The following is a 25,747-nucleotide window of genomic DNA, read 5'->3' as shown; positions in this document are numbered from 1 at the left end:
GGAACGGCGGCGCTGCACCTTCCGATCGCAAGGGACGCATGATCCTGCAGTCGCCGCGCCAGGCGCTGCGCCCGGAGGCTGCGGTTGCGCCGCCGCCGCGCCGCAGGGCGAGAGCCGCGCGAAGCCGGGTGGTCGTGTTCCTGAACTTTCTGCTGACGCTGCTGATCCTGTCGCTTGTCGCTGTCGGCGGGGCAATCTACTACGGCAAGTCCCGCTTCGAGGAACCGGGGCCGCTTGTCGCTGCGGTGACCTATACGATTCCCATTGGATCGAATATCAGCCAGATAGCGCAAAGGCTGGAGAGCCGGGGCATCGTTTCCAACGCCCGCATCTTCGAGGCGGGTGTGCGCGTTCACGGCCACGAGAACGACTTCAAGGCCGGGGAGTACGAGTTCAAGGCGCGTGCCTCCATGAAGGACGTCATGGATATGCTCGTGTCCGGAAAGGCCATCCTGCACCCGCTCACCATCATCGAAGGCATGACCGTGGCGCAGGCACTGAAGCGCATCGAGGAGAACGAAATCCTGGTGGGCGACATGCCGGAGGAGCTTCCACCCGAGGGAATGCTTGTCGCCGACACGCAGAAATTCTCCCGCGGCACGACGCGCGCGGAGATCATTGCCACGATGGTTGCCCAGCAGAAGGCGATCATCGAGGAGATCTGGGCGAACCGCAGTCCGGATTTGCCGTTGAAGGATATCAACGAGTTCGTCACTCTCGCATCCATTGTCGAGAAGGAGACCGGAGTGCCCGGCGAGCGTTCTCGCGTTGCGGCCGTGTTCATCAATCGTCTGAAGAAGGGCATGCGGCTGCAGTCCGACCCGACGATCATCTACGGCCTGTTCGGTGGCGAGGGCAAGCCGGCCGACCGGCCGATATACCAGTCGGACATCGACAAGAAGACGCCATACAATACCTATCAGATCGACGGACTGCCGCCCGGGCCGATCGCGATTCCGGGCCGTGCGGCGCTCGAGGCGGTTGCCAATCCGTCCGTGACCGACGATCTCTATTTCGTTGCCGACGGTACCGGTGGGCACGTGTTTGCCAAGACGCTGGAAGAGCACAATGCGAACGTGCGGCGCTGGCGCGCGATAGAGAAGCAGCGCGCCGAGGAGGCGGCCGGCGGGGACGGGCAGGAGTAGCCCGTTGGCGTCCGGCCATTTGATGAGGGGGACGACATGACCGCGGTGCAGAGCATGACCGGATTTGCCAGCGCGGCGCGCAGCGTGGGAGGTCTCGAGATTGCCTGCGACATCCGGTCTGTCAACAACAAGGGACTCGACATCCGGCTGCGTCTGCCGGCGGGGCTCGAGGCGCTGGAGCCCCCGATCAAGAAGCTGGTCGGCGAGCATGTCGCCCGCGGCAGCATCCAGATTACCGTGACCGCCAGGATGGCGGCGGAAGAGACCGCGGCGGGCATCGACGAGGTGCGGTTTCGCGCCCTGGCCGAGGCCGCGACGCGGCTGGCGCGGGAGTGTTCCGTCAATCCGCCGACGGCCGACGGCCTGCTGGCCGTTCGCGGCATGGTGATGGCCGACGAGCCCGACGGCCGCGTCGATCCCGAAAGTGCAGGCGATACCTGCATGGAAACCGTTCGCGAGGCGCTGGCGGGGCTCGTGGAGGCGCGCAGCCATGAAGGCGAGGCACTGCGCAAGGTCCTGTCCGCCCACGTGTCGGAGATCGCACGCCTGACCGGGCTGGCCGAATCCGATCCTTCGAGCCAGCCCGATGCGATCCACGCCCGGCTCGGGGAGCAGGTCGGCAGGCTGCTGGAGGCCTCCGCTTCTTTCGACGAGGCACGGCTCCATGCCGAGGCGGCGCTGCTGGCGACCAAGGCGGATATCCGGGAGGAGATCGACCGGCTGAAGGCGCATGTCGACGCCGCGCGCGCCCTGCTGGCCGGTGGCGGGGCGATCGGCCGCAAGCTCGACTTTCTCGCCCAGGAATTCAACCGCGAGACCAACACGATCTGCTCGAAATCCGCTTCCTCCGCACTGACCGCGATCGGCCTTGAATTGAAGTCCGCGATCGAGCAATTCCGCGAGCAGGTCCAGAACCTTCAGTAGGCGCCCCATGACCGACAAGCACAGTTCCGAACTTCCGTCTGACCGTATCCAGCGCCGCGGGCTCATGCTGGTGCTGTCGTCGCCCTCGGGCGCGGGGAAGTCCACCATCGCGCGCAACCTGCTCGAGACTGACTCGGGCCTTGAGCTTTCGGTCAGCGTGACCACGCGCCAGCGCCGTCCGAGCGAGATCGACGGGGTTCATTACCATTTCCTGTCGAAACGCGATTTCGAGCGCCTGCGTGACGGTGACGATTTGCTCGAGTGGGCCGAGGTGCACGGCAACTACTATGGTTCGCCCCGCGAGCCGGTGGAACGGGCGATGGCCGAGGGCCGGGACATATTGTTCGACATCGACTGGCAGGGCGCCCACCAGTTGGTCGACAAGATGCGCGCCGACGTCGTCTCGATATTCGTGCTGCCGCCGTCGATGGCGGAGCTGAAGACGCGGCTGCACCGCCGCGCGGAGGATGACGAGGATACGATCAGCAAACGCTTGCGAAATGCGGCGACTGAGATCGAGCAGTGGCGGACCTATGACTACGTGATCGTCAATGACGATCTCGACCGGGCCTTCGGTGCCGTACAGGCCATAGTCAGGGCGGAGCGGCTGCGGCGCGACCGCCGTCCGGGTCTGTTCGAATTCGTCGACGGGCTCCTTCGCGAGGAAATCTAGACGCGCGTATTCGCCAACCGGCAGAATTCCTCGATCGACAGTGTCTCGGCCCGGCGCGTACCGTCGATGCCGGCGGCATCGAGAAGTGTCTGGCCGCCGAGCGGCTTCAGGCTCTGGCGCAGCATCTTGCGGCGTTGGCCGAAGGCGTGCTGCGTCACCAGCGACAGGCGTTTGCCGTCTGCGGGGAGGGGATCCGAGCGCGGCACGAGGTGGACCACCGAGGAGGTGACCTTCGGCGGCGGCCAGAATGCCTGCGGCGGAACGTCGAACCGGATCTCCGCGCGCGTGCGCCAGCCGGCCAGCACCCCGAGTCGTCCATAGGCGCTGTCACCCGCGGCGGCGACGATCCGCTCGGCGACCTCGCGCTGGAACATCAGGGTCAACGATTCAAAATAGGGCGGCCATGGCTCCGCCTCCAGCCAGCCGACGAGAAGCTGCGTGCCGACATTGTAGGGCAGGTTGGCGACGATCTTGACCGGCCCCTTGTTCGCCAGCGCGGTGAAATCGGTTTTCAGAGCATCGCCTTGGATGATCTCGATACGGCCGGGATAGTGCGCCGCAATTTCCTCTAGCGCGGGCAGACAGCGGTCGTCACGCTCGATGACGACGACCTTGTGGGCACCGTGCATCAGCAGCGCTCGAGTCAGCCCGCCCGGTCCGGGGCCGACCTCGATGACAGTATGTTTCTCCATGCTTCCCGCCGCGCGTGCAATGCGTCCCGTCAGGTTGAGGTCCAGCAAGAAATTTTGGCCGAGCGCCTTCTTCGTCGCCAGCCCGTGCCGCTCCACGACGGCGCGCAGCGGGGGTAGGCCGTCGACGGCGAGTTTATCGGAATCGGTTTCGGTCACGCGGTTTTCGTCCGGCTTTCGTGTTCGGCCATAATTGCCGCCATGCGCAGGGCCGCCATGAAACTGTCGGGCAACGCTTTCCCGCTGCCCGCGATTTCGAATGCCGTGCCGTGGTCCGGCGATGTTCTGATGAAGGGCAATCCCAGCGTGACGTTGACACTGTCGTCGAAGCCGAGCGCCTTGGCCGGGATGAGCGCCTGGTCATGATACATGCAGATCGCCGCGTCGTAGGTTTCACGAGCGCGATCGTGGAACATGGTGTCGGCGGGCAGCGGACCCCGGGCGGCGATGCCTTCCGCCCGCAGCGCTTCTACCGCGGGCTGCACGATGTCTTCATCTTCGCGGCCCAGTGCGCCGCCTTCTCCGGCATGCGGATTTAGCCCGGCGAGTGCCAGTCGGGGCTCCGCTATACCGAAGCGGTGTTCCAGGTCGCCGGCGACGATCCGGCAGGTTTCGACAATCAGGTCGGTCGTCAGTGTGTCGAAGACTGCGCGCAAGGGAATGTGGATCGTCACAGGAACCGCGCGCAGCTTCGGTCCCGCCAGCATCATGACCGGCATGGTTCGCCGCCCGAAGTGCTGTTCCGCGAGCGCGGCGAGATACTCGGTATGGCCCGGATAACCGAAGCCCGCCTCGTAGAGCGGCTTTTTTGCGATTGGCGCGGTGACGACACCTGCCGCGCGACCGGCGATGACATCCGCAACGGCGCGGTCGATGGACTCGACGATTCCCGGTGCGTTGATCCTGTCCGGCACTCCGGCCGGGTGTGCGAGACGGTTCCTGAGAGGGACGACGGGCAGGGCGTCCGGATAGAGAGCGACGGCTTCTCCGGGCGAACAGACGGCCACCGGCACATCAAGGTCGAGAAGCCCGGCCCGCGTTTTCATCTGGTCGGGGTCGCCAAGCACGTAGAAGGCCGGCAAGCCGGTCTCGCGGCGCCGAAGCCAGCTCGTGAGTATCACATCCGGGCCGATGCCCGCGGGATCACCGGTGGTGGCCGCCAAGGGCCGTGGCGCTGCGGCTGTCATCGCAGTTCAGTGTCGCCCGCTCAGCGCCGCTGTATGCGCGCGTTCTTTCGCAGCTGCTCGAGCAGTTTCGCGCCGCTCTCGTCCTCGCCGCTCTCGATCGCTTCGGTGGAGAATTCGAGCTGCGCCACGCGGTCGTCGGAAACGGTTCTCGCCCGGCAGACGATGAGGAACTCGACGCCATTCTCGGTATCCCGGGTCCGCGTCGTTTCACCGGTCTTCAGGCCGGATACATATTTCTTCCAGTCGGGCGGAAGCTGCAGTTCCAGCACGCGTCCGAGATCCCGCACCGTGACGTCGCGCAGCTGCGCCGCAAGCGAGATGGTGTTCTGGCACCCGTCGACGCGCCCCCGCATCGCATTGGCCTCCTTGCGGCGTGCCGGCAGCCGAGCGCGCTTGTCCTGCGGTACGACGAAAATGACTTGCTGAAGCGTGTATTCGGTCGAGGTCGGCTTTTCGCCGCCACGTTCCAGCATCTTGGCGACGACATCCTGCTCGCTCATGAGCTTGCCGGAGGAGGATTGAGCGGAGACGAGCTGGCCCCAGCCGATCTGAAGCCGAATGAATTCCTTGAAATGCTTCGAGGTAACTCCGGCCTGGTTGAGGATCTGCGTCAATTGGCTGGAGGAAAGATTGTTCGACCGCGCGAAATTCGCGAAAGCCGCGTCGACGCGGCTGTCGGGAATGCGATATCCGGCGCGCTGCACGGCGCTGCGTTTCAGGGCCTCTTCTATGAGTTCGTCCGTCGCGAGTTGGGTCAGGTTGCCCTTGCGGCGCTGCAGGCGCATGAAAGCCTTGCGTCGCGCGATGTCGTAGGAGGTGATCGCCTGGTCGTTGACGACGACCTTTATGTCCGAGGCATGAGCCGGAATTGGCTGAGAAACCATTGCCGCCGGTGCCGCGAATGCCAGTGCCAAGGCTGCCGCGATCGCGCGTGCTTTCAGTCCCGTTATTGTCATCCCGCCCATTGTTCTGTGCCCGTGTTGTTCGTGCCGAGTGCTTGCACCGGCCAGACGCCCCTGTCGCTGTCTGCGATGCCGCATATTGTGGGCGAAAGCATGACGCGACGCCACCCCTGGCGCGACATGGACGAGTACCTTCCTAGTTGCCGCTGAATTTGTCGCCGAAATCGCCGATCGTGCGCAGGGAAATCTGGAAGCCGACCGAGTTGCTCAAGGCGTCGCTGCTGGACCGCGACTGCCGGAAATTCAGGCCGATTGAGAAGCACTCGTCGTCATATGCCAGACCGATGCCGTTCCTTGCCAGCCGGTTGTTGGTGATGTCGTATGTCGCGTTGCCGGTAACCTTCCAGTTGTCGGTGACGCGCAGCGACGCCCGGCCGTTGACCTCGTGCCGGTCGGAATCGAAACCGTAGGTCGGTTGCGCCTGTATGTAGGCAAACCCGCCCGAGGCCGACAGCCGGTTGGTGCGGAATCCAAGTTCCGTCTCTGCACGGCGTACTTCGAAAGTCTTCTCGTCGAAACGCGCACGCACCGCGCCGTCTAGCCTGTTGGCAAAGGACGCACCTGCGGATCCGACGAAATCGGAAACATCGCTTTCCAGGCCGGATTCGGCCCCGGCATTGACCATGTCTGCGTCGGCGAATGGATTCGTGCCGCCGAGATGGTAGGACTGGCCGAACATGGCATGCACGGACCATCCGTTGTCGTAGGTGCCGGTATAGCGCACGCCGAGATTAGCCCGATGGCCGCCCTCGATGCGGTCGTAGCCGGAGAACTTGTCGCGTGCGAAAAGGGTCGTCGTGTCGAAGACAAAGCTTTGCGCGTCCTCGTTCGGCAGTTCGCCGGCACCCATCTCGTTCGGGCGCAAGAATACCTGGGCGATGGGCTCGACGACATGCGTCGAGGATGGAGCCGTGATGAGGAACGGCCAGCGCATCTCCATGCCCGCGGTCACCATGCCGCGCGAGAACGTGTCGTCATCCGTCAGTGAAGCGCCGGTTTTCGAGTAGTCGGTTGCTGATGTCGAGGCATCGATAAAGCTGGTGTCGCCCTGGGCGGCCAGGATCGGTGTGACGGTCAGGCCGCTACCGGTCACGAATGTTCGCTTCCACTGCGTCTCGGCGGTGATGCGTGCCGTCTTGCCTTCCAGTCCGCGGGTCGCGAAATCGTCGTCGCTGGGCGATCCGCGTAGGTCCTCGTTGTCGCGAGAGATGCCGCGTGCGTTCAGGTTGAAGGACAGCTCGCCCCCGGCTACCGGCCGCGGGGCGTAAATCTCGTAGTCCAGGCTCGGCAGGACCCACGGCTGTTCCGCATCGCGATCGCTGCCGCTGCCGTCGGCATATGTCTCCTGGATGTTGAACTTCATCATCCGCAGGTCGAGGGAATTGCGATCGTTCAGCCCGCTCAGATAGACCTCGTTCTGCCGAACCTTCTCGTCAAATCCCTCCACCGTGTAGGTGCGAGAGAAATTCTTGTCGGTCTGGGCCATGACATCCCAGCCGAATGTCCAGCGCGGATTGATCTCGAACCGGCCTTTCGATCCGATCATGCCGCGATCGGTATGGGTGGCGTCCTCCGTGTTCGCATCGAAAGCATCCGGCGACATCTGGTGGATGCCCGCGATCTTCAGCGTGTAGGTGCCATTGACGAGCCGGTGCCGGAATTCCGCTTCGCCAAGGAAGCCCTGCCGGGTAAGTCCCGTGCCGGTCAGCTTCAGGTCGTAATTTGGCGCCAGCGCGATGAAATAGGGGATCGACGCTCCGAATCCGAGTTCGTCGGCGAAGCGGATGCTGGGCATCAGGAAGCCGGTCTTGCGTTTGACGGTCGGATCGGCGGTCGTGAACACCGGGAACGCTGCCAGCGGCATTCCGAGGAATTCGAACGAGGCACGTTCGAAGCGGATCGTCTTCTGCTTGCCGTTCCAGATGATCCGGCGTGCCTTGATCTGCCAGATCGGCGGCTTTTCGGGATTGTCCTTGCACGGCTCGCAGGCGGTGTAGATGCCATTGTTGAAGGTCGTTGTCTCGCCACCCTCGCGCACCGCGCTCTCGGCCGCGAATCGTGCGCGATCCGGTGTCACGATCCTTAGTGCGTTGACGAAGCCGTCAGCGAAGTCTTCCGTGACGTCGAACTCGTCGGCATAGGCGCGCGTTCCGTCCGGCTGGATGATCTCGACATTGCCGATGGCCGACAGACGCCCGGTGCGCTGGTTGTACACAAGGCGGTCGGCGACCATGCGCGTACCGCCGTAATCGATCCGGACGCCGCCAACCGCGGCCACTGTCTGGCGGTCGTTGTCGTAGATGAGTTCGTCGGCTTGCAGCAAAAGCGGCGCATCCGATTCGACGCCGGTCAGTCCGGCCACGGAATCGAGGGGGGCGGCATATGCGGGCAGCCCATCGCCCAAGGCGGCGGCGAGCGCCACTGCAGCCAAGCCACAAGCCAGATTTTTCAAGTGTTTGGACAACACCTGCCCCGCCGCTACATTCACTACCCGTCCTCTCGGTACAGCAAATACGCGACCCCGAAAAGAGACGCAACTGCTACTGGAAGCCATGCCGCAAGGACAGGAGGGATTATCCCCGCACTCCCGAAAGACTTGGCCATGACGGTGAAGACATAAAGCACGAAGCCTGCTCCTATTCCAGCCAAAATCATGCCTCCCGACTGGCCGAATCGGACGAAGCGGAGCGAAACGGTCGCTGCGATCAGCGTCATTGCGACGAGCAGGAACGGCAATGCCAGCATCGACTGGTACTGCATTCGCAGCGGATTGGCGGATACGCCGTATGAACGTGCCGCCTCGATCTGGTCGGAAAGGTCAAAGAACGAGATCATTTCAGCCGGCACGAGCGCTTCGGTAATCACTGCGGGACTGAGGCTGGTCGGAATCGTCATTCCCTCGCGGTACTCGGTGGCTTCACCGGCGCGATTGATATTCACGCTCGAGAGCTGCCATTCCCCGTCGCCGAGACGTGCGGTTCGGGCATCGATTCGCCGCCGGACTTCGTCATTCGCATCGATGTCGAGAAACACCACGTCGAAGAGTGTCGTGTTCGTGCGGGAGACCCGTGTTGCCCCGATAAGCATGAGGCCGCCGCCATCCTGCGCCTGGCGCAGCCAGGGCCTGTTCTGAGAGATGAGTGTTTTCGACGGGCGAGAGCGCCACTGTCCCTCGATGCTCTCAGCCCGGGAGTATCCCTTGGTGGCGAGCGGATTCAGGACGGTCGTTCCGAATATGCCGACAATCAGTGCGGCCAAAAGGACCGGGAACAGGAACTGCCAGGCGGATATGCCGGTCGATCGGGCGACGACCAGCTCGTACTTGCGGTTGAGGAGCATCAGCGTCGTCATGGTCGCGAACAGCACGATGAACGGCAATGCGACCTGGAGGATGAACGGAATGCGTATGGCCGACAGCATCAGGGCGGATGCGACCGTGTATTGTGGCAGGCCGGATGTGCGGTTCGACAGCTCGGTGAAGTCGATCAGATACGCGACCACCGCAACGCCGAGCGCGAAGAACAGGATCATTCGCAGCGCATGGAAGAAGAAATATGTCTGAAGCGTCCGGCCCATGTCACGCCGCCCTCGCGCGTGCCGCGCGCACGCGCATCTGCCTGACCCGCCTCGCCAGGTTGTCCCAGGCATTTATCAGCGGTTCCGGAACGCTGATCGTGACGCCCATGTAATAGAGGGTCATGTTGGCCGCGATGCCGCCAATCGGCAGCGCGTAGAAGAGCCACCAGAGCTCCGGATTGTTCCGGTTGGCCGAGTAGATCGCGTAGGCGCCCCAGCGATAGATCAGGGCGCCGCCGAGGCCCTGGAAGTAGGTGTTGAACCGTGTCTGCCGGTTTGATTGCGTCTGCCCGGCAACGACAAGCGCGATATAGGCGAACAGGATCGGATAAAGCCAGTCCGACATGCGCCTGTGCAATTCGCCGCGAACCCATCCCGGCTGGTTCTGGAATATCCTGTCATTGGGATCGGGGTACGCCAGGTCCGCCGAATCTCGTTCGTGCGGGGCGTAATATGTCTGGGAGTTCGAGGAGGCGAATTGCGCCAGGCTGATCGCGTACGAATTGAACCGGATGATCGACTGGGTGCCATCGCCCATGTTCCGGCGGTGGATCTCGCCGTTGGTCATGGCCATCACTTCCTTGCCGTCGACTTTGCCGACCGCGCCGGACTGTGCGTAGTAGATCAGGTGAACGTCGTCATCGCGGGTGTCGGAAACCATGATGCCGGCCAGCACGTTCCCGGGCAGGCGTCGGTCGACATAGATGGTGAGATCCTTTTCCAGCTTGGTGAAGGTGCCTTCGCGCACGAGCGTCGTCAACAGGTCGGTTCGCGCGGCGACGAGCACGTCGCGCAATGTCCGGTTGGCATATGGTTCGATGAAATGGTTTGACACGAGGAGATACACGCTGGCGATACCGGCGATTGCGAGCACGGGACGCGCGATCATGCCGCGCGACATTCCCGAGGCCGACATCACCGCCATCTCGGAGTCGCCGTTCATTGTCGAGAACACCTGCACTGTGCCGATGACAACCGCGATGGGCAGCACGATCGCCGCGAGCTGGGGCGTCAGCATCACCACCAGTTTGAGGAAAGCCACGATCGACTGGCCGGAATTTGTTGCGAAGTCGATCCGGCTGAGTACCTGCGTGACCCAGACGACCGCGAGCACGGCCACGAAAGCCGCCAGCGTCATGATGGCGATCCGTCGAAAAATGTAGCGCTGAAGCGTATTCAATACGCACCTCTCGGCATCGCCGTCGCGCAGCGCGGATCGCAAGGGCTGCGGCTGACGGCCATTTGTCTAAATTTCGCCTGCGGCGAACAATCGCTCGTTAACAATATCGGGTCCCGTGCTAAACTTTCGCCAAGGGACTTGGTTAACGGGGCGTTGCCGCCGTCGCGAGGTCTTGCTATCGCCACCCGCAAAGGCAAAATCAAGTCACCGCATTGCGCGGTGCCGGAATGTTCCCCGTTCCGGGCTCTTCCAAACACTCTGATAGGAATATCATGACCGTTCTCCCGACCATTTCATTCGCCAAGATCGCCGCACCGAAAAAAGGCACGGCCGTGATTCTGGCCGCGAAGGAAGGAAAGCTTCCGCCGCTCGCAGGCGAAATCGATTCCTCCGGCATTGTCGCGAAGGCGCTCGAGGTTGCGAAGTTCAAGGGCAAGGCGAAATCCGTCGTCGATGTCGTCGCACCGGTCGATTCGCCGGTCGACCGGATCCTTGTCGTCGGTGTCGGTGATCCGGGGGCGATCAAGGAAACCGACTGGACCGCCCTTGGCGGTGTCGTTCGCTCTAAGACGGCATCCGACGCGCATGTTTCCGTTCTGTTGGAATGCGACGGCGTCGACGTGACGGCTGAGGCTGCGGCATCCTTTGCCCAGGGATACCAGCTGCGCGCCTACGACTTCGACAAGTACAAGACGAAGAAGTCGGACGACGATGATGGCGCGGACAAGAAGGTCGCCCAGAAGGTGACCATGTTGGTCGCCGATGCCTCGGCCGCGAAGAAGGCCTGGGCGGTCGCGGAAGCGGTGGCGCGCGGCATCATGCTGGCGCGCGATCTCGTCAACGAGCCAGCCAACATCCTTGGCCCCGTCGAGTTCGCGGCCCGTGCCGAGGCGCTTACGGCGCTCGGCGTGGAGGTCGACATCCTGACCGAGAAGGAAATGAAGAAGCTGGGCATGGGCGCGCTTCTCGGCGTTGCCCAAGGGTCCGTGCGTCCGCCGCGTCTTGTCGTGATGAAATGGAACGGCGGAAAGGCCAAGGACAAGCCGGTCGCCTTCATCGGTAAGGGCGTCGTGTTCGATACCGGCGGTATTTCCATCAAGCCGGCCGGCGGCATGGAGGACATGAAGGGCGACATGGGCGGCGCGGCTGCCGTGACCGGCCTGATGCATGCGCTTGCTGCTCGCAAGGCGAAGGTCAATGCCGTCGGCATTATCGGCCTAGTCGAGAACATGCCGGACGGCAACGCACAGCGTCCGGGCGACATCGTCACTTCCATGTCCGGCCAGACCATCGAGGTCATCAACACCGACGCGGAAGGACGCCTCGTGCTCTGCGATGCGCTCTGGTACTGCAAGGAGACCTTCAAGCCGAAATTCATGATCAACCTGGCCACGCTGACTGGCGCCATCATGGTGGCGCTGGGCCAGCATCACGCCGGTCTGTTCTCCAATGACGATGAGCTTGCGGAGAAGTTGGCGGCAGCCGCGAAGGTCACCGGCGAGCCCGTATGGCGCATGCCGATGGGCCCGGAATACGACAAGATGATCGATTCCAAGTTCGCCGACATGAAGAATGTCGGAGGGCGCTTCGGTGGCGCGATCACCGCGGCGCAGTTCCTGAAACGCTTTGTCGGCGATGTGCCGTGGGTGCATCTCGATGTTGCGGGAACGGCAATGTCGTCGCCATCGACCGACATCAACCACTCCTGGGGCTCCGGCTACGGCGTTCGCCTTCTCGATCGCCTCGTTGCCGAAAACTACGAGAGCTGATCGGGGCGCGATGGCCGAGATTCTGTTCTATCATCTGACTGAATCGACACTGGACGATGCGCTGCCGATGCTCGTCGAGAAATCGCTTGCCCGCGGCTGGCGGGTGGTCATTCAGTCAGGTGGAGAGCAGGTGCGTGACCGTCTGGACACCCATCTCTGGACCTATCGCCCCGAAAGCTTCCTGCCGCACGGCCGCGACGGCGAGGCGCGGCCGGCGGACCAGCCGGTCTTTCTGACTGTTTCCGAAGACAACCCGAACGGTGCCCGGATCCGGTTCCTTGTCGATGGCGCGGTGCCGCCGGAAGATATTGCCGGCTATGACCGTGCTGTGCTCATGTTCGACGGCCTCGACGAACAGGCGCTTCACGAGGCGCGGGGGCATTGGAAGGCGCTGAAGGCCGGGAACCACGATCTCGCCTATTACAAGCAGAAGCCCGATGGCGGCTGGGAACGCGCGGCATGAGCGGGCGCTCGGGTGAACCGGGGGAGGGCACGTCGCTCGACGAGCGCCGCGGTTTCTTCAAGGACATCTATCGTCGTGCCGGAGGCGATCCCGGACTGATTCCCTGGGCGGACCTGGCGGCGAAAGCTACGCTTCACGAATGGCTCGTGCGGCATCCCGGACAAGGCAGGCTGACGGCCATCGATATCGCCTGCGGCCTCGGAGACAACGCTGATGCGCTCGCTAGGGCCGGCTATGTGACGACGGCTTTCGACCTGTCCGAACATGCCATTGGCTGGGCGCGACGACGTTTCCCGGATTCCGGGGTCGAATTTGTCGTTGCCGACCTGTTTGCCCTGCCGGAGAGCTGGCGCGGCGCCTTCGATCTCGTCAACGAATGCTATACGCTGCAATCGCTGTCGCCCGATATGCTGGATGACACTGCGGCGTCGATCGCCTCGCTTGTCAGGCCGGGCGGCACATTGCTCGTCTACGCGCGCTGGCGGGAGGACGGCGCGCAGGTCGAGGGACCGCCCTGGCCGCTGGAGAAGTCGCGGCTCCGCGTGTTCGAGGAGCTCGGTTTCACTCTGTCGGGCGAGAAATTGTTCACGGTCGACCGGCACGGGCGCAAGGTGCCGCACAGTTTCGCGGTATGGAAAAGGGAAGAAGGGATACAGGGCGAATGATCCGGTTCCTTGGCTTCCTTGTCCTGTTGACAGGCCTTGCGGCATCCTTCGGTCCCGGTCGCATCGGGCTTGAACTGCCGGTCGCCGATCTGCAGCCGATGGGCGGCGTGCTCGTCGCGGTGGGTGGCGTGATGTTGCTTTTCGGCGGACGCCGGCGACGCAATCGCGATGCCGGAAGTGCTGGCCGCGTTTCGAAAACCTCGTCCATCGGCTACCGCCGGGCTGCGCCGAAGCCCGAAGAGAGCAAGCCGGGTATCGTCTGGGGCCGAGAGGGCGACAACGACTGATCCGCTTTGGAGGGATCAGGCGTCCGCCATCGCCTCCTCATATTCCGCGGACAGGGTCATCCACTCCTCTTCCCAGTTGGCGATGTCGTTTTCCAGTCCGGAACGCTTCTTCGACAGGTCGATGATTTTCTGGCTGTCGGCCAGAACGTCGGGCTTTGTCATCTCGGCATCGATGCCGATGATTTCCTGCTGCGCCTTCTCGATGCGTTTTTCCAGGACGGCGATCCTTTTCTTTAGCGGCGCAAATTCCGCGCGCTTCGCCGCGGCCTGCTTGCGCTTCTCCTTGGACGACCGGTTCTGCGCATTGGCCGCGCCTGTCTCATCCGTTGTCTTTTCCGGTCCCTTGAGGATCAGCCGCTTGTAGGCCTCCATGTCCTCGTCGTACGGCCGCACGGTGCCGTCGTGCACCAGCCATAGCCGCTCGGCGCATGCCTCGATGAGGTGCCGGTCATGGCTGATAAGTATGACCGCGCCCCGATAGTCGTTCAGCGCATCGGCCAGCGCGGCGCGGCTGTCGATGTCGAGGTGGTTGGTCGGTTCGTCGAGGATCAGCAGGTGCGGCGCCTCGAACGTGACGAGGCCGATCAGCAGCCGTGCCCGTTCGCCGCCCGACAAGTCCTTTGCCTTTGTGTCCATGCGGTCGCCGCCGAGCCCCATTTGCGCCACCCGGGCGCGCACCTTCGCTTCCGGCTGGTCCGGCATCAGTGCGCGCACGTGATCGTAGGGAGTCTGTTCGGGAACGAGGTCGTCCAGCTGGTGCTGCGCGAACATTGCGATCTTCAGCTTGTCCGCACGGGTGATCCTGCCGTCCAATTCCCCCAATCTGCCGGCGACGAGTTTGGCAAAGGTCGACTTGCCGTTGCCGTTGGCGCCGAGGAGCGCAATGCGGTCGTCATTGTCGATGCGCAGGCTGAGACGCGACAGTACGGGCGCGGCGTCCGCATAGCCGACGCTGACGCCTTCCATCGCGATGATGGGAGAGGCGGGCTGTCGCTCGGGCGAGGGCAGGTGGATGGGCTGCACGGCGGTATCGACCGGCACTTCGACCGCCGCCATTCGTTCCAGCGCCTTCAGCCGGCTTTGCGCCTGGCGCGCCTTCGAGGCCTTGTAGCGGAAGCGCTCGACGAAGGCTTCCATATGCCGGCGCTGCGCAGCCTGCTTTTCCGCCATCTTCGTCGCCAGCATGATCTTCTCGGCGCGCGTGCGGGCGAACTGGTCGTAGTTGCCGCGATAGAAGGTCAGCTTGCGGTTTTCGAGATGCAGGATCGCATTGGTCGTCGCATTGAGCAGGTCGCGATCGTGGCTGATCACGATCACCGTGTGCGGATAGCGCTGCACGTAGTTTTCCAGCCACAGCGTACCTTCCAGGTCGAGATAGTTGGTCGGCTCGTCGAGCAATAGCAGGTCGGGTGCCGAGAACAGGACCGCGGCCAGTGCGACCCGCATCCGCCAGCCGCCGGAGAAGGTGGAGCACGGGCGTTGCTGGGCCTCCGCGTCGAAGCCCAGCCCGCTCAGGATTGCGCCGGCGCGCGCCTCGGCCGAATGGGCGTCGATGTCCGCCAGCCGGGTGTGGATTGCGGCGATGCGGTCCGGGTCGGTCGCCGTCTCGGCTTCCGCCAGCAGTGCGGCGCGCTCCGTGTCGGCGGCAAGGACGACCTCCATGAGTGTCTGCTCCGTGCCCGGCGCTTCCTGTGCCACCTGGCCGATGCGCAGCCCCTTCGGCAATTCGATCGATCCGCCGTCGGGCGCGAGATCGCCCGTGATGAGCCTGAACAACGTCGTCTTGCCGGTTCCGTTGCGTCCGACGAGGCCGACCTTCATGCCTTCGGGCACGACTGCGCTCGCCTCCTCGAAGAGAGGCCGGCCCATCATGCGGAAGGTGAGATCGGTTATCTGAAGCATGGCCGCTGTCCATGCCGTGGACGCGGCCGGAGTGCAAGCCTGCGGGCAAGAATTCGTTTCTGGCGGCCCGCCCGTTCCGGGGGGCGTTCAAGCCGGGACGATTGTTTTCGCCCGGGGACGCGAGACACCGCCGCCCACTTGGCAAGCGCCATGCGGGCGGCTATAGACCGCGCGACTTTCACTTCTCCCCCTTACAAGACCAAGAGGACTGATACATGGCCATCGAGCGCACCTTTTCCATGATCAAGCCGGACGCCACGGCACGCAACCTGACCGGCGCGATCACCCAGATGCTGGAGGAGGCCGGCCTTCGCGTTGTCGCTTCCAAGCGCGTCTGGATGAGCAAGCGTCAGGCTGAAGCCTTCTATGCCGTCCACAAGGACCGCCCCTTCTTCCAGGAGCTGACCGAGTTCATGTCGTCCGGCCCGACGGTCGTCCAGGTGCTCGAGGGCGAAAACGCCATCGCCAGGAACCGCGAGATCATGGGCGCGACCAACCCGGCGGAAGCAGCCGAGGGCACGATCCGCAAGAAGTTTGCCAAGTCGATCGGGGAAAACTCCGTGCATGGGTCCGACGCCCCGGAAACGGCAGCCGAGGAAATCGCCTTCTGGTTCGCCGGCTGCGAGATCGTCGGCTGACAGCCGCCGAATTCTTCGGAACTGGAAAACCGGGCCTTGCGCCCGGTTTTTTTTATCCTTGTTCCTGCAGCATCAGCGTCTGCAGCCATGCCCGCGCGTGATCGGGCAGCTTGGTGGATTTGCGGGTGGTCGAGTCCGTAAGGACGATAACGTTTTCGGCGGTCGCGCAGCACCGGTCCCCGTCGAAGATCGCCTGGAACAGGTCGGCGGAGGAATTGCCGATTCGCGTCACGGCGGTGCCGATCGTCACCTCTCCTGGCCATGTTGTCTCGGCGAGAAAGTTGATCGTCAGGCGAACGATCGAGAAATGGCAGCCGGCCGGCGGCATCTCCTGCTCCGGATTGTAGAGCAGGGGGACGCGTCCCGCCTCGAACAGCGTCGCATAGACCGCGTTGTTGACGTGTCCGGCCGTGTCCATGTCGTTGTAGCGCAACGTCTGTATCGTCTTCGCCGGGAAGGCGTCGCGCGAGGGGCGTTCTGTCGTCACTGTCATCCGTGTCTCCGCTATTGGGTGAATGCGCATTACCCGATTGTGCGTTGCGATAAAATGCCTTCGCCGGGATATGACACAGTCTTGCTGTATTTCCTGCGGTAGAGTCGGGGCGGGACATTTCGAGGGATGCGATGAGCTATCCGGACTACACGCGGGCCGAGCGCATCGCCGACGGCATCATTCACGTGACGGGCATCGCTGCCAGCGTGATTGCAGTGGCGATGCTTCTGGTTGCGGCCGTTCCGACGCTGGATGCGTTTTCCACCACCGCGCTTGCGGTGTACGGCGTGACCGTGGTGATGCTGTTCTCGGTTTCGGCTGCCTATCACATGGTTACGCGAGATGGCCTGAAGTCGGTACTGCGCAAGTTCGATCAGGCTGCGATATTCTTCAAGATTGCTGGCACTTACACGCCGCTGGTCGTGTTGCTCGGCAGCGCATTCGCTTATGGCGTGCTGGTTTTCGTATGGATCGCCGCCATATTGGGTGCACTGGCGAAATTCGCTTTCGACCGCAGGCTCGAGGGGATCACCGTCGGGATATTTCTTGTCCTCGGATGGGCGAGCCTGACGCTTGCATGGCCCATCTTCGTCACATTGCCTGTCATTGTGTCCGTACTGATACTCTCCGGTGGCATCCTGTATTCCGTCGGGGTGATCTTTCACCTCTGGGACGGGTTGAAATTCCAGAACGCGATCTGGCACGCTTTTGTGCTGGCGGCTTCTGCCTGCCATTTCACCGCCGTGGCGACCGGAACATTCGCGCTCGCCTGATCGAAATCGAAAATACCCTCTGGACGAATGCGGCAGAATTGATAAGAAGGCGTCCGTCCACCGGGTGATGTCTTGCGTCGCTTGCGGGATGCCAGTGTGGGGCCGTAGCTCAGTTGGGAGAGCGCGTCGTTCGCAATGACGAGGTCAGGGGTTCGATTCCCCTCGGCTCCACCATGTTCCCCCCGAAATTTGAACAGCCTCGTGGATGCACATGGCCGTCAGGTCTTGTGCCAGCGTTCTGCTGCCTTGTCGTCGATGTCCCTCGCTTCCACCCAGCCGCCTTCCGTACCGTCCCGGCGGTGCTCCTTCTTCCAGAAGGGCGCGCGCGTCTTGAGGAAGTCCATGAGGAAATTCGCTGCCTCGAACGCGGCTTGGCGGTGCGCCGAGGCGGTGACCACGAGAACGATGTTCTCGCCCGGGGCGATCTTGCCGTGGCGGTGTATGACCGTCAGGCCGGTCAGCGGCCAGCGTTCCGCGGCTTCGCGGGCTATGCGGCCGATTTCGGCTTGCGCCATGCCGGGATAATGTTCCAGTTCGAGTGCGGCGAGCGTGCCGCCCTCGTCGCGGCACAGGCCGGTGAAGGTGACGACCGCGCCGACATCTGTCCTGCCCTCGGTCAAACGGGCATTTTCGGTGGCAATGTCGAAGTCGTCCGCCTGAACGCGGACGACGGGTTCGACGGCGGCCATATCAGCCCCCGGTCATCGGGGGGAACAGGGCGATTTCACGCGGGTTTCCCAGCGGCGCGTCATGATCGACATGCTCCTGGTCGATGGCGATGCGGATTGCGTTGTCCATTGCCAGCGCCGCCTCGTAGTTTTCGCCGCGCGTCTTCATCCAGGCCAGCAGGTCGGTCCCGGTTTTCACCGAGTCCGGCAGGTCGATTTCTTCCTCGTTCGTTCCGATGCGTTCCCGCACCCAGGCGAAATAGACCAGCTTCGTCATGGCTCGCTATGCGTCCTCGATCACGTGTTTCAGGCCGGATCGGAAATAGTCCCATCCGGTGTAGAGGGTCACGATCGCGGAGATCCAGAGCAGCACGTGGCCCGTTTCCGTGACATAGGGCACGATCTTGTCGCCGGCAGGCCCGGCAAGCAGGAAGCCGATGGCGACAAGCTGGATCGTCGTTTTCCACTTGGCCAGCCATGTCACCGGTACGCTGACCTCCAGCGACGCCAGGTATTCGCGCAGTCCCGACACCAGGATCTCCCGGCACAGGATGATCACGCCGGCCCACAGGCTCCATCCGGCGATCGAGCCCTCGGCCGCGAGCAGCAGCAGGACAACCGAAACGACGAGCTTGTCGGCGATCGGATCCAGCATGCGACCGATATTGGATGTCTGCTTCCACTTTCGCGCCAGGTACCCGTCGAAGAAATCGGTCAGCGAGGCGGCGGCGAATATGCCGAGTGCCAGCCAGCGCGCGAAATCGCTTGATTGCAGCCGCCCCTCCAGGAAGAAGCAGAGGACGATCAGCGGCACCGCGAGGATGCGCACATAGGTAAGGATATTCGGCAGGTTGAATGCGTTGCTGGCCATGTTCTAGTGAGAAGCACTGGAATCGTTGGCGGTCAAGTGGAACGTACTGTCGAGGCGGTTAACCCGACTGCCGGAAATGGTCGTGGATCTGCCGCGCCATCGACTCCGAAATGCCGTCGACCTTCTGGAGATCTTCCAGCGCGGCGCGCGCCACGCCTTTGGCTGATCCGAAATGATGAAGCAGCGCACGCTTGCGCGCCGGCCCGATACCGGCGATCTCGTCCAGCGGGTTCCTGACCATTTCCTTCTTGCGTCGTGCCCGGTGGGAACCGATGGCGAAACGGTGCGCCTCGTCGCGCAGTCGCTGGATGAAATAGAGCACGGGATCGCGTGGCGGCAGGGTGAAGTCGGGTTTGCCGGGTATGAAGAACCGTTCGCGCCCCGCATCGCGGTCGATGCCCTTGGCGATGCCGACCACGTCGACTGCCTTGTCCACTCCGAGTTCCCTCAGGGCCGTCATCACGGCGTTGAGCTGGCCGAGCCCGCCGTCGATCAGCAGCAGGTCTGGCCAGGCGGGCAGGGTGTCCGCGTCTTCGTCCCCACGATCGGCGGAACGGTCGGGAATGCCTTCCTCCTTCACCAGCCGCGAGAACCGGCGTTCCATTACCTCGCGCATCATCGCGAAGTCGTCGCCGGGCGTCGCCGTTTCGGACTTGATGTTGAACTTGCGGTACTGGTTCTTGGCGAAGCCCTCCGGGCCGGCGACGATCATCGCGCCGACGGCGTTGGTGCCCATGATGTGGGAGTTGTCGTAGACCTCCACGCGGCGCGGCACGCGACTGAGCTGCAGCGCCTCGGCCATGCCGGCCATGAGCCTCGCCTGCGAGGATGTTTCGGCGAGCCTGCGTCCGAGCGCTTCCTTGGCGTTGGACAGAGCGTGCTCGACAAGATCGCGCCGCTCGCCGCGTTGCGGGCGGGTGACGGTCACCTTGCGTGGCGCCTTCAATGACAGTGCTTCCGCGAGGAGATCCGCTTCGGGCAGTGTCTCGGATGTCAGGATCAGTCGCGGCACGGGTTTGTTGTCATAGAACTGCGATATGAAGGCGCCGAGCACGTCCGAGGGTTCCAGTACCGGATCGGCCTTCGGGAAATAGGCGCGGTTGCCCCAGTTCTGGCCTGTCCGGAAGAAGAATACCTGTATGCAGGTCATGCCGCCCTGCTGCTGGATCGCGAAGACGTCGGCTTCCTCCACCGTCTGGGGATTGATGCCCTGGTGGCTTTGGATTGCCGTCAGCGCGGCGATCCGGTCGCGTATGATTGCGGCTCGTTCAAAATCGAGCTCGTCCGCTGCTTCCTGCATTGTCTTCGACATGGTCGCCTGCACCGACCGGCTGCGCCCGGAAAGGAACGCCTTGGCCTCCTTGACCAGCTCGCCATAGTCCTCCGGCGAGATTTCGCCGGTGCAGGGCCCTGAACACCGCTTGATCTGGTACAGCAGGCAGGGGCGTGTGCGGCTCTCGTAGACGCTGTCCGTGCATGTGCGCAGCAGGAAGGCGCGTTGCAGCGCATTGATCGTGCGGCCGACGGCGGTCGCCGAGGCAAACGGGCCAAAATAGTCGCCCTTCCTGGTTTGCGCGCCGCGGTGCTTGAATATGCCCGGCGCCTCGTGATTGCCGGTTATCAGGATATACGGAAACGACTTGTCGTCGCGCATCAGCACGTTGAAGCGAGGGCGCAACCTCTTGATGAGATTGGCTTCCAGCAGTAGCGCCTCGGTCTCGGTGCGCGTGGTGACGAATTCCATCGCCGTCGTCAGGCCGATCATCCGCGTGATGCGGTTGGAATGGCCCCGTCCCTGGGCGTAGTTCGTGACCCGCTTCTTCAGGTTCGCCGCCTTGCCGACATAGAGCACGTCGCCATTGGCATCGAACATTCGGTAGACGCCGGGTGCATTGGGAAGCCGCTTTACGTGCGCCTTGATCAGTTCCGCGCCCTGCAGGCCGGCCGGGAGATTCTCCGTCGTGTCCCAGGCGAGATTCTTCCCGAGAGCGGCGACAACGGGGTCTCCGCCGCCGTCAACTTCCGTTTCGGCGATGCTGTCGTCGGGAATCGGTTTCTCGCTCATGGCGCTATTTCAGCCTTGTAGGCATGCTGCATCAATGGTGGCCATTCCGTTGCTGACAGATGGTGCTATTCCGTGATGCCCGCAACATCCGGGGTTTCCCAGGCGAGGTGCTGCCCTCCGTCAAGTGCAATCATCTGCCCGGTCACGGACCGGTTGCTCCAGAAATATCGGATTGTCGCGCCGATTTCGTTCGTCGTTGGCCCGCGACCGAGAGGTACCGCCTTGGATTGGCGGACGAAATCGGCCTCGCTTTGCCTGGGGCTTCTCAGCGTCGGACCGAGGCCTATGGCATTCACGCGGATGCGTGGTGCAAGCGCTTGCGCCATGGTCTGTGTTGCGGTCCAGAGTGCCGACTTGGAAAGCGTATAGGAAAAGAATCTCGGCGTGAGCCGCCAGACCCGCTGGTCGATCATGTTGACAACCAGGCCCTCCCGGTCGTCGGGCAGCGCGGACGCCATCGTTTGCGCGAGGAAAGCGGGAGCCTTGGCATGGACCGCGAAATGCCGGTCCCACAAGTCTTCGTCGAGGTCGCCGATCTCGTCGTGCTCGAACACCGAGGCGTTGTTGACAAGGAGTTCCACCGGCCCGAACGCCTCCGCGGTCCGTGCCACGAGGCCTGTCACCGCCTGCATGTCTGTGAGGTCCGCTTCCATCGCGTGCGCGTCGGCGCCGCGCTGTCGTAACGCGCCCGCAAGCGTCTCGGCGTCGCGAATGGAATGGTGCGCGTGGATGACCACGGTGAACCCGTTGGCCGCGAGATCCTCGACAATCGCGCGGCCGATTCGCTTCGCACCGCCGGTGACAAGCGCCAAAGCCTTGTTTTCCAACTGCGTTCTCCCTGTCGCCAGTCTAGAAGACGGATACGATATAGGCCAGATAGATCGCGAACATGAGCCCGCCCAGGATCTTTCCCGTTGTGATCCTGGCAAAACACAGGACGGTCAGCACGACGGAAGTCGCCAGCATGAACCACATGTCGCGTTCGACGAGGACAGGGGAGACCGACACGGGCACGATCAGGCCGGTTATGCCCATGATCGCCGCAATATTGAATATGTTGGAGCCGATGATGTTGCCAAGCGCGACGTCGGCATTCTTGCGCCACGCCGCCATCATGGTCGTGGCCAGTTCCGGCAGCGATGTGCCGACGGCGACGATCGTCAGGCCGATAGCCGCCTGCGACACGCCGAAACTTTCGGCCAGCCCCGATGCGCCGGCCACCGTCAGGTGGGCAGCCACCGGCAGGCCTATGATGCCGCCTGCCAGGTAGAACGCGATGCGCACCGGCGAGTGCGGCATTTCGCCGAGTTCGTCGTGGTAGTCCTCAATACCCACGTCATCGACATGCGTGCGTGCCCGCACGATCTGGACCACTATGAAGATGAGAAGGCCTGCAAACAGCCACGCCGCCTCGACGCGCGCAAGTTGCCCGTCGCTGATCATCCACATGAATGCGACAGTGAACGCCAACATGATTGCGACATTGCGTGCCAGTCCGGCCTGGTTGGCGTGAATTGCGGCAATCAGTGCCGGAAGCCCCATCACCAGCAGCACATTGGCGATGTTGGAACCGACGACATTTCCGACGGCGATGTCGGGCGCGCCGGCAAGCGCCGATTGCAGGGACACCATCAGCTCTGGCGCGGATGTTCCGAACGCGACGATGGTCAGACCGATGATGAGGGGCGGGATTTCAAGAGCTTCGGCGAGGCCTGCGGCACCCTTGACGAGATAGTCGCCGGTGAAAACGAGCAGGACCAGCCCGACGACGAGCATGAGGGAATCGAGAAGCATGGGGTTCCGGGTGCATCTACATGTCTCCTCTATATAGGCGTCCCTCCGGAGAATACACGCAGATATGTTGCGCGAAGGGCACACTGTCGCACCTCCATCTTTCCGCCACTGAATCTCCGCATTCCCGCAACGCTGTTGCCGCATTCTGGGATGAAACCGGTTGCCGGGAGTTTGGGCACAAGCGTGCTTTCCAAACGGCGCGTCGCCCTGGGGCATGTATCAGGGTACCTAAGGAGAATGAAATGCGCAGATTGACGAAACTTGCCGGCGGGGTCGCCTTGGCGGCCTTGGCCGCGAATGTCGCTCATGCGGCCGATGCAATCGAGGCACCGCCGGAGCCGCCGATGGCTGCGCCGGTCGAATACGCGCCGCAGGCGAGCTGGTCCGGTTTCTATGCCGGCGTGTTCGGCGGTTACAACTGGGGCACTTTCGATGCCACAGGGGCCGATATCGATGCCGACGGTTGGAGCGGCGGTGCCTTTGCCGGCTACAACATGCAGAGCGGCCAGATGGTTTACGGTGTCGAGGCTGATGCAGGCTATTCCGGCACCGAGGGAACGCTTGGCGGCATTGAGGCGAAGCAGACCGGTTTCGGTTCGCTTCGGGCCCGCGTCGGCTATGCCTTCGATCCGGTGATGATCTACGGCACCGGCGGCCTGGCGATCAGCGGCGCGGAAGTGGACGACGGCACGGTTACCGACAGCAACACCCATCTGGGCTGGACAATCGGTGCGGGTGCCGATGCGCTGATTACCGACAACGTGTTCGGGCGTCTCGAGTACCGCTACTCGGACTACCAGGACAAGGACTACGCGACCAGTGCCGGCACCGTATCGTCCGGCTTCAGCGCCCACACGGTCAACGCCGGTATCGGCGTCAAGTTCTGACGGTTCCACCGTCGGCAGTTGCAGGCTCGCGCGGAACGATCGATCCGCGCGGGCCTTTTCTTTACCCCTGCGGCCGCAGCGTCGCGTATTCGGGAAAGGCCGCTGCGAAGCGGGTTTCGAACCGCTTCAGCCGCGGCCGGCCGCGCCGCCAGTTCGTGTCGCCGAACCGCAGGTCGAGATAGCCCAGCATCGCCGCCACGGCGAACTGCCCGCCGGTCAGTTTCGTCGTCACGCGGGGCGCATTCCTTTCCAGCCAGTCGAGGCCGCGTGCCGCCTTGCGCGCCTGCTGGTCGAGCCAGGGCTGGTGCACCTTTTCCGCCGGCCGGAAGCGTTTCTCGTAGACCTGGGCCAGCAATGCGTCGCAGATTCCGTCGGCGAGCGCCTCCAGCCGTTCCGCCTCCATCCGTTTCTGCGCATTGCGCGGATAGAGCTTCCTGCCGCTCATCCGGTCGAGCTCCTGCATGATGGCGCGGCTGTCGAAAAGCGCCGAACCGTCGTCGAGCAGCAGCGTCGGGATCTTCCCGAGCGGGTTGCTGTCGACCAGCAGCGCCGGCTCGTCGTTCGTGTTCACGGTTTCCGTCTCGATCGGCAGGCCGAGCCATGCTGCGGCCATGCGCACCTTTGCGCTGTAGGGCGAGGCTGGCGAATAGAGCAGGCGGGACATGATGGCTTTCTCCCGGGATTGTAGGTCAGGAACACAACCGCGCGCGGCGCGGGGCAGCGTTCGGCCGGACCTATGTCCGGCATGGAACGGATTTCTCCTGAGCACGTTTGATACATGGATGCAAACAGGAGAGCGAAATGGCCGACACGCCGAAACGTCACAAGGACGCCCACACCGCCGAAAATCCCGAAAAGCGCACCATCGTCGAGGCAAACAAGGAGCTTCGCGAGGACGAAAGGAGCGACGGCAAGGAGGCCGAACGGAAACGTTCCGGCGAATCCGCCCGCTAAGAGCGGGCCGCGCCGCCGTCCTGTCCCGGTCAGCGCACCGGCGGCATAACGGCGGTGTCGCGCCGGCACCCGTCGTCATCGACCTGCGGGCAGGCGACGAAGCCGGAAAGGTCGCGCTTGATGCATATGCGGACATCCCGGATATAGTGCCGGTCGCAAGTCACCGCGATCGCATCTGCGGCAAGTCCCGGATTAGCCGCCCTGAAGGCCGCCTCCACGCTGTCGGGGTCGACGGGACGGATTGCCTCCGCGCCTCGGTACTCGCCGGGTATCGCGACGCGTTCGAATGCCAGTCGCGTCAGCGTGAAATAGTCTTGCGGGGATACGCCGGAACAGGTGCCGTGCTTCCGCCATTCGTGCTGGATAAGCCCGGTCGATGGCATGATGTCGAGCATGGTGCCGGCGAGGTCGCGCGGCACGTCGAGCGAGTGGTCCGTCGGGCAGTCGGACGGGTATCCGCTTTCGTATTGCGGCCACAGGCCGTGCACGACGAATCCGTAGTCCGGCGCGTCGGGGCCGCATTGCTGCCGGTTCGCATGCTTGCCTTCCGATGCGCAGTAGCTGGGCGACCAGGACAGCGCCAGGACGAAAAAGTCGAAACCGGACGCCCGGGGAACCTCAGGGCGACCGCTCTCCTCCGCGGTGCTTTCCTGTCGGCAGGCGGCAAGGGTAAGGGCCGCAACGGCAACGAGCGCGGCAGCCGAAGGCAGGCGCATTCCTCGCGAGCGGCCGCGCGTCCTAGCGCAGGACGCGGCAGGCCCCGTCATGGACGTTCCAGCGGTCGAGCCCGGACAGGCAGAACTCGACATTGTCGCCGAATGCGCCGGCGAAGCCTTCGCCGTATTCGATCATGTACCAAAGTGTGCGTGTCCGTCCGTCCGACATCCCGGCGCTGGCCTTGCAGTAGAGGCGGTCGACCGAGGTTATGTCTTCCCGGGCCGGCAGGTAGCGGTTCTCCCGGATGTCGGTGATGGAAACGATATCGAGGGCCGGCTGGTGATGCACCTCGTTGGCCTGCACCCGGAACTTGCGTTCGATGGCGGCAAGATTCCGCGGCGCGGCGCAGTCGGAATCGGTCACGGCGGCATAGGTGCCCGGCGCCACCAAGTCGGCCGCCCGGGAAACGGTGGCGGGAGCTGCAATCAGGACTGTTGTCATCAGAACGCTACGCAACACAGATGA

The 25,747-nt window shown here is 63.4% G+C and carries 28 protein-coding genes and 1 tRNA gene; 12 read left to right on the top strand and 17 right to left on the bottom strand.

Translation table 11 applies throughout. The annotated features are described in order from the left end of the window. The first annotated feature begins 38 nt into the window (after nt 1-38). Genes mltG through gmk form a run of 3 tightly spaced genes read left to right on the top strand, consistent with a single transcriptional unit; the run spans nt 39 to nt 2,742 of the window. The gene (mltG, locus tag HTY61_RS08140; RefSeq protein ID WP_175276318.1) at nt 39-1,145 is read left to right on the top strand and encodes an endolytic transglycosylase MltG; all 1,107 of its coding nucleotides are present in this window, start codon (nt 39-41) and stop codon (nt 1,143-1,145) included. A 36-nt stretch (nt 1,146-1,181) separates the two neighbouring features. Continuing rightward, on the top strand, nt 1,182-2,069 hold the full coding sequence (locus HTY61_RS08135; RefSeq protein WP_246272968.1) for a YicC/YloC family endoribonuclease: 888 nt from the start codon (nt 1,182-1,184) through the stop codon (nt 2,067-2,069). Between the two features lie 7 nt (nt 2,070-2,076). Continuing rightward, the gene (gene gmk, locus HTY61_RS08130) at nt 2,077-2,742 is read left to right on the top strand and encodes a guanylate kinase (protein ID WP_175276317.1); all 666 of its coding nucleotides are present in this window, start codon (nt 2,077-2,079) and stop codon (nt 2,740-2,742) included. Here gmk and rsmA read toward each other — a convergent pair. The 6 genes from rsmA to lptF form a co-directional block, all read right to left on the bottom strand. After that, nucleotides 2,739-3,590 (bottom strand): 16S rRNA (adenine(1518)-N(6)/adenine(1519)-N(6))-dimethyltransferase RsmA, encoded by an 852-nt coding sequence (gene rsmA, locus HTY61_RS08125; RefSeq protein WP_175276316.1) that lies wholly within the window; start codon nt 3,588-3,590, stop codon nt 2,739-2,741. The two genes, gmk and rsmA, sit on opposite strands and share 4 nt — an antisense overlap. Beyond that, nucleotides 3,587-4,618 carry a 4-hydroxythreonine-4-phosphate dehydrogenase PdxA gene (gene pdxA, locus HTY61_RS08120; protein ID WP_175276315.1) on the bottom strand — a complete coding sequence of 344 codons (1,032 nt, stop codon included), beginning with the start codon at nt 4,616-4,618 and terminating at the stop codon, nt 3,587-3,589. Before pdxA ends, rsmA begins: the two co-directional genes overlap by 4 nt. A gap of 20 nt (nt 4,619-4,638) precedes the next feature. After that, nucleotides 4,639-5,583: a peptidylprolyl isomerase gene (locus tag HTY61_RS08115; protein ID WP_246272967.1), complete on the bottom strand. Its 945-nt coding sequence runs from the start codon at nt 5,581-5,583 to the stop codon at nt 4,639-4,641. Nucleotides 5,584-5,716: 133 nt separating this feature from the next. Then, entirely contained in the window at nt 5,717-8,002 is a 2,286-nt protein-coding gene (locus tag HTY61_RS08110) for an LPS-assembly protein LptD (protein ID WP_246273018.1), read from the bottom strand. A 65-nt stretch (nt 8,003-8,067) separates the two neighbouring features. Continuing rightward, on the bottom strand, nt 8,068-9,156 hold the full coding sequence (gene lptG, locus HTY61_RS08105; RefSeq protein ID WP_175276313.1) for an LPS export ABC transporter permease LptG: 1,089 nt from the start codon (nt 9,154-9,156) through the stop codon (nt 8,068-8,070). Nucleotide 9,157: 1 nt separating this feature from the next. After that, nucleotides 9,158-10,336 (bottom strand): LPS export ABC transporter permease LptF, encoded by a 1,179-nt coding sequence (gene lptF, locus HTY61_RS08100; RefSeq protein ID WP_210268628.1) that lies wholly within the window; start codon nt 10,334-10,336, stop codon nt 9,158-9,160. A 272-nt stretch (nt 10,337-10,608) separates the two neighbouring features. Between lptF and HTY61_RS08095 the strand changes: the two genes are divergently transcribed. Genes HTY61_RS08095 through HTY61_RS08080 form a run of 4 tightly spaced genes read left to right on the top strand, consistent with a single transcriptional unit; the run spans nt 10,609 to nt 13,520 of the window. Next, nucleotides 10,609-12,105: a leucyl aminopeptidase gene (locus HTY61_RS08095; protein ID WP_175276311.1), complete on the top strand. Its 1,497-nt coding sequence runs from the start codon at nt 10,609-10,611 to the stop codon at nt 12,103-12,105. 10 nt (nt 12,106-12,115) lie between these two features. After that, the gene (locus HTY61_RS08090) at nt 12,116-12,568 is read left to right on the top strand and encodes a DNA polymerase III subunit chi (protein WP_175276310.1); all 453 of its coding nucleotides are present in this window, start codon (nt 12,116-12,118) and stop codon (nt 12,566-12,568) included. Beyond that, nucleotides 12,565-13,233, top strand: a complete 669-nt coding sequence (locus tag HTY61_RS08085; RefSeq protein WP_175276309.1) for a class I SAM-dependent methyltransferase — start codon at nt 12,565-12,567, stop codon at nt 13,231-13,233. The genes HTY61_RS08090 and HTY61_RS08085 overlap by 4 nt, the downstream gene beginning before the upstream one ends. Beyond that, on the top strand, nt 13,230-13,520 hold the full coding sequence (locus tag HTY61_RS08080; protein WP_175276308.1) for a hypothetical protein: 291 nt from the start codon (nt 13,230-13,232) through the stop codon (nt 13,518-13,520). Before HTY61_RS08085 ends, HTY61_RS08080 begins: the two co-directional genes overlap by 4 nt. 15 nt (nt 13,521-13,535) lie before the next feature. On the opposite strand, the gene HTY61_RS08075 is transcribed toward HTY61_RS08080, so the two are convergent. Continuing rightward, nucleotides 13,536-15,422: an ABC-F family ATP-binding cassette domain-containing protein gene (locus HTY61_RS08075; RefSeq protein ID WP_175276307.1), complete on the bottom strand. Its 1,887-nt coding sequence runs from the start codon at nt 15,420-15,422 to the stop codon at nt 13,536-13,538. Between the two features lie 215 nt (nt 15,423-15,637). On the opposite strand from HTY61_RS08075, the gene ndk reads away from it, so the two are divergent. Then, nucleotides 15,638-16,060: a nucleoside-diphosphate kinase gene (gene ndk / locus HTY61_RS08070; protein WP_175276306.1), complete on the top strand. Its 423-nt coding sequence runs from the start codon at nt 15,638-15,640 to the stop codon at nt 16,058-16,060. A gap of 52 nt (nt 16,061-16,112) precedes the next feature. Here the strand turns inward: ndk and HTY61_RS08065 are convergent, their stop codons facing one another. Beyond that, a complete protein-coding gene (locus HTY61_RS08065; protein WP_175276305.1) occupies nt 16,113-16,553 on the bottom strand; it encodes an acyl-CoA thioesterase in 441 nt (146 codons plus the stop codon). 131 nt (nt 16,554-16,684) lie between these two features. Here HTY61_RS08065 and trhA point away from each other — a divergent pair, with 131 nt between their 5' ends. Beyond that, nucleotides 16,685-17,326, top strand: coding sequence for a PAQR family membrane homeostasis protein TrhA (gene trhA / locus HTY61_RS08060; protein WP_175276304.1), 642 nt, complete (start codon nt 16,685-16,687; stop codon nt 17,324-17,326). A gap of 98 nt (nt 17,327-17,424) precedes the next feature. Further along, a tRNA-Ala gene (locus HTY61_RS08055) sits at nt 17,425-17,500 on the top strand. Between the two features lie 44 nt (nt 17,501-17,544). On the opposite strand, the gene HTY61_RS08050 is transcribed toward HTY61_RS08055, so the two are convergent. From HTY61_RS08050 to HTY61_RS08025, 6 genes are all read right to left on the bottom strand, one after another. After that, nucleotides 17,545-18,015 (bottom strand): molybdenum cofactor biosynthesis protein MoaE, encoded by a 471-nt coding sequence (locus tag HTY61_RS08050; protein WP_175276303.1) that lies wholly within the window; start codon nt 18,013-18,015, stop codon nt 17,545-17,547. Between the two features lies 1 nt (nt 18,016). Continuing rightward, entirely contained in the window at nt 18,017-18,271 is a 255-nt protein-coding gene (gene moaD, locus HTY61_RS08045) for a molybdopterin converting factor subunit 1 (RefSeq protein WP_175276302.1), read from the bottom strand. A 6-nt stretch (nt 18,272-18,277) separates the two neighbouring features. Then, a complete protein-coding gene (gene pgsA / locus HTY61_RS08040) occupies nt 18,278-18,865 on the bottom strand; it encodes a CDP-diacylglycerol--glycerol-3-phosphate 3-phosphatidyltransferase (protein WP_175276301.1) in 588 nt (195 codons plus the stop codon). Nucleotides 18,866-18,923: 58 nt separating this feature from the next. Then, nucleotides 18,924-20,930, bottom strand: a complete 2,007-nt coding sequence (gene uvrC / locus HTY61_RS08035) for an excinuclease ABC subunit UvrC (RefSeq protein ID WP_175276300.1) — start codon at nt 20,928-20,930, stop codon at nt 18,924-18,926. A 65-nt stretch (nt 20,931-20,995) separates the two neighbouring features. Continuing rightward, a complete protein-coding gene (locus HTY61_RS08030; RefSeq protein WP_175276299.1) occupies nt 20,996-21,757 on the bottom strand; it encodes an SDR family oxidoreductase in 762 nt (253 codons plus the stop codon). A gap of 22 nt (nt 21,758-21,779) precedes the next feature. Continuing rightward, on the bottom strand, nt 21,780-22,724 hold the full coding sequence (locus HTY61_RS08025) for a calcium/sodium antiporter (RefSeq protein WP_175276298.1): 945 nt from the start codon (nt 22,722-22,724) through the stop codon (nt 21,780-21,782). Nucleotides 22,725-22,966: 242 nt separating this feature from the next. Between HTY61_RS08025 and HTY61_RS08020 the strand changes: the two genes are divergently transcribed. Further along, on the top strand, nt 22,967-23,611 hold the full coding sequence (locus tag HTY61_RS08020; RefSeq protein ID WP_175276297.1) for an outer membrane protein: 645 nt from the start codon (nt 22,967-22,969) through the stop codon (nt 23,609-23,611). Between the two features lie 61 nt (nt 23,612-23,672). Here HTY61_RS08020 and HTY61_RS08015 read toward each other — a convergent pair whose 3' ends face one another. Next, on the bottom strand, nt 23,673-24,275 hold the full coding sequence (locus HTY61_RS08015) for a glutathione S-transferase (RefSeq protein WP_175276296.1): 603 nt from the start codon (nt 24,273-24,275) through the stop codon (nt 23,673-23,675). 137 nt (nt 24,276-24,412) lie between these two features. On the opposite strand from HTY61_RS08015, the gene HTY61_RS08010 reads away from it, so the two are divergent. Continuing rightward, nucleotides 24,413-24,565: a hypothetical protein gene (locus tag HTY61_RS08010; protein WP_175276295.1), complete on the top strand. Its 153-nt coding sequence runs from the start codon at nt 24,413-24,415 to the stop codon at nt 24,563-24,565. A gap of 29 nt (nt 24,566-24,594) precedes the next feature. On the opposite strand, the gene HTY61_RS08005 is transcribed toward HTY61_RS08010, so the two are convergent. Together HTY61_RS08005 and HTY61_RS08000 are read right to left on the bottom strand one after the other, a co-directional pair. Further along, a complete protein-coding gene (locus HTY61_RS08005; RefSeq protein ID WP_175276294.1) occupies nt 24,595-25,281 on the bottom strand; it encodes a ribonuclease T2 family protein in 687 nt (228 codons plus the stop codon). 22 nt (nt 25,282-25,303) lie between these two features. Further along, nucleotides 25,304-25,723 (bottom strand): hypothetical protein, encoded by a 420-nt coding sequence (locus HTY61_RS08000; RefSeq protein ID WP_246272966.1) that lies wholly within the window; start codon nt 25,721-25,723, stop codon nt 25,304-25,306. Nucleotides 25,724-25,747 lie beyond the last annotated feature (24 nt).

Source organism: Oricola thermophila, assembly GCF_013358405.1.
Taxonomy (GTDB): Bacteria; Pseudomonadota; Alphaproteobacteria; order Rhizobiales; family Rhizobiaceae; genus Oricola; species Oricola thermophila.
The sequence above is the reverse complement of the archived record's forward strand: the minus strand, read 5'-3'. Positions and strand labels throughout refer to the sequence as shown.

Excerpts from the sequence above, each read along its gene's own strand:
- mltG (WP_175276318.1), top strand. The coding sequence starts at position 39 with ATGATCCTGCAGTCGCCGCGCCAGGCGCTGCGCCCGGAGGCTGCGGTT.
- HTY61_RS08135 (WP_246272968.1), top strand. The coding sequence starts at position 1,182 with ATGACCGCGGTGCAGAGCATGACCGGATTTGCCAGCGCGGCGCGCAGC.
- gmk (WP_175276317.1), top strand. The coding sequence starts at position 2,077 with ATGACCGACAAGCACAGTTCCGAACTTCCGTCTGACCGTATCCAGCGC.
- pdxA (WP_175276315.1), bottom strand. The coding sequence starts at position 4,618 with ATGACAGCCGCAGCGCCACGGCCCTTGGCGGCCACCACCGGTGATCCC.
- HTY61_RS08115 (WP_246272967.1), bottom strand. The coding sequence starts at position 5,583 with ATGGGCGGGATGACAATAACGGGACTGAAAGCACGCGCGATCGCGGCA.
- lptG (WP_175276313.1), bottom strand. The coding sequence starts at position 9,156 with ATGGGCCGGACGCTTCAGACATATTTCTTCTTCCATGCGCTGCGAATG.
- HTY61_RS08095 (WP_175276311.1), top strand. The coding sequence starts at position 10,609 with ATGACCGTTCTCCCGACCATTTCATTCGCCAAGATCGCCGCACCGAAA.
- HTY61_RS08090 (WP_175276310.1), top strand. The coding sequence starts at position 12,116 with ATGGCCGAGATTCTGTTCTATCATCTGACTGAATCGACACTGGACGAT.
- HTY61_RS08085 (WP_175276309.1), top strand. The coding sequence starts at position 12,565 with ATGAGCGGGCGCTCGGGTGAACCGGGGGAGGGCACGTCGCTCGACGAG.
- HTY61_RS08080 (WP_175276308.1), top strand. The coding sequence starts at position 13,230 with ATGATCCGGTTCCTTGGCTTCCTTGTCCTGTTGACAGGCCTTGCGGCA.
- HTY61_RS08075 (WP_175276307.1), bottom strand. The coding sequence starts at position 15,422 with ATGCTTCAGATAACCGATCTCACCTTCCGCATGATGGGCCGGCCTCTC.
- ndk (WP_175276306.1), top strand. The coding sequence starts at position 15,638 with ATGGCCATCGAGCGCACCTTTTCCATGATCAAGCCGGACGCCACGGCA.
- HTY61_RS08065 (WP_175276305.1), bottom strand. The coding sequence starts at position 16,553 with ATGACAGTGACGACAGAACGCCCCTCGCGCGACGCCTTCCCGGCGAAG.
- trhA (WP_175276304.1), top strand. The coding sequence starts at position 16,685 with ATGAGCTATCCGGACTACACGCGGGCCGAGCGCATCGCCGACGGCATC.
- HTY61_RS08050 (WP_175276303.1), bottom strand. The coding sequence starts at position 18,015 with ATGGCCGCCGTCGAACCCGTCGTCCGCGTTCAGGCGGACGACTTCGAC.
- moaD (WP_175276302.1), bottom strand. The coding sequence starts at position 18,271 with ATGACGAAGCTGGTCTATTTCGCCTGGGTGCGGGAACGCATCGGAACG.
- pgsA (WP_175276301.1), bottom strand. The coding sequence starts at position 18,865 with ATGGCCAGCAACGCATTCAACCTGCCGAATATCCTTACCTATGTGCGC.
- uvrC (WP_175276300.1), bottom strand. The coding sequence starts at position 20,930 with ATGAGCGAGAAACCGATTCCCGACGACAGCATCGCCGAAACGGAAGTT.
- HTY61_RS08025 (WP_175276298.1), bottom strand. The coding sequence starts at position 22,724 with ATGCTTCTCGATTCCCTCATGCTCGTCGTCGGGCTGGTCCTGCTCGTT.
- HTY61_RS08020 (WP_175276297.1), top strand. The coding sequence starts at position 22,967 with ATGCGCAGATTGACGAAACTTGCCGGCGGGGTCGCCTTGGCGGCCTTG.
- HTY61_RS08015 (WP_175276296.1), bottom strand. The coding sequence starts at position 24,275 with ATGTCCCGCCTGCTCTATTCGCCAGCCTCGCCCTACAGCGCAAAGGTG.
- HTY61_RS08010 (WP_175276295.1), top strand. The coding sequence starts at position 24,413 with ATGGCCGACACGCCGAAACGTCACAAGGACGCCCACACCGCCGAAAAT.
- HTY61_RS08005 (WP_175276294.1), bottom strand. The coding sequence starts at position 25,281 with ATGCGCCTGCCTTCGGCTGCCGCGCTCGTTGCCGTTGCGGCCCTTACC.
- HTY61_RS08000 (WP_246272966.1), bottom strand. The coding sequence starts at position 25,723 with ATGACAACAGTCCTGATTGCAGCTCCCGCCACCGTTTCCCGGGCGGCC.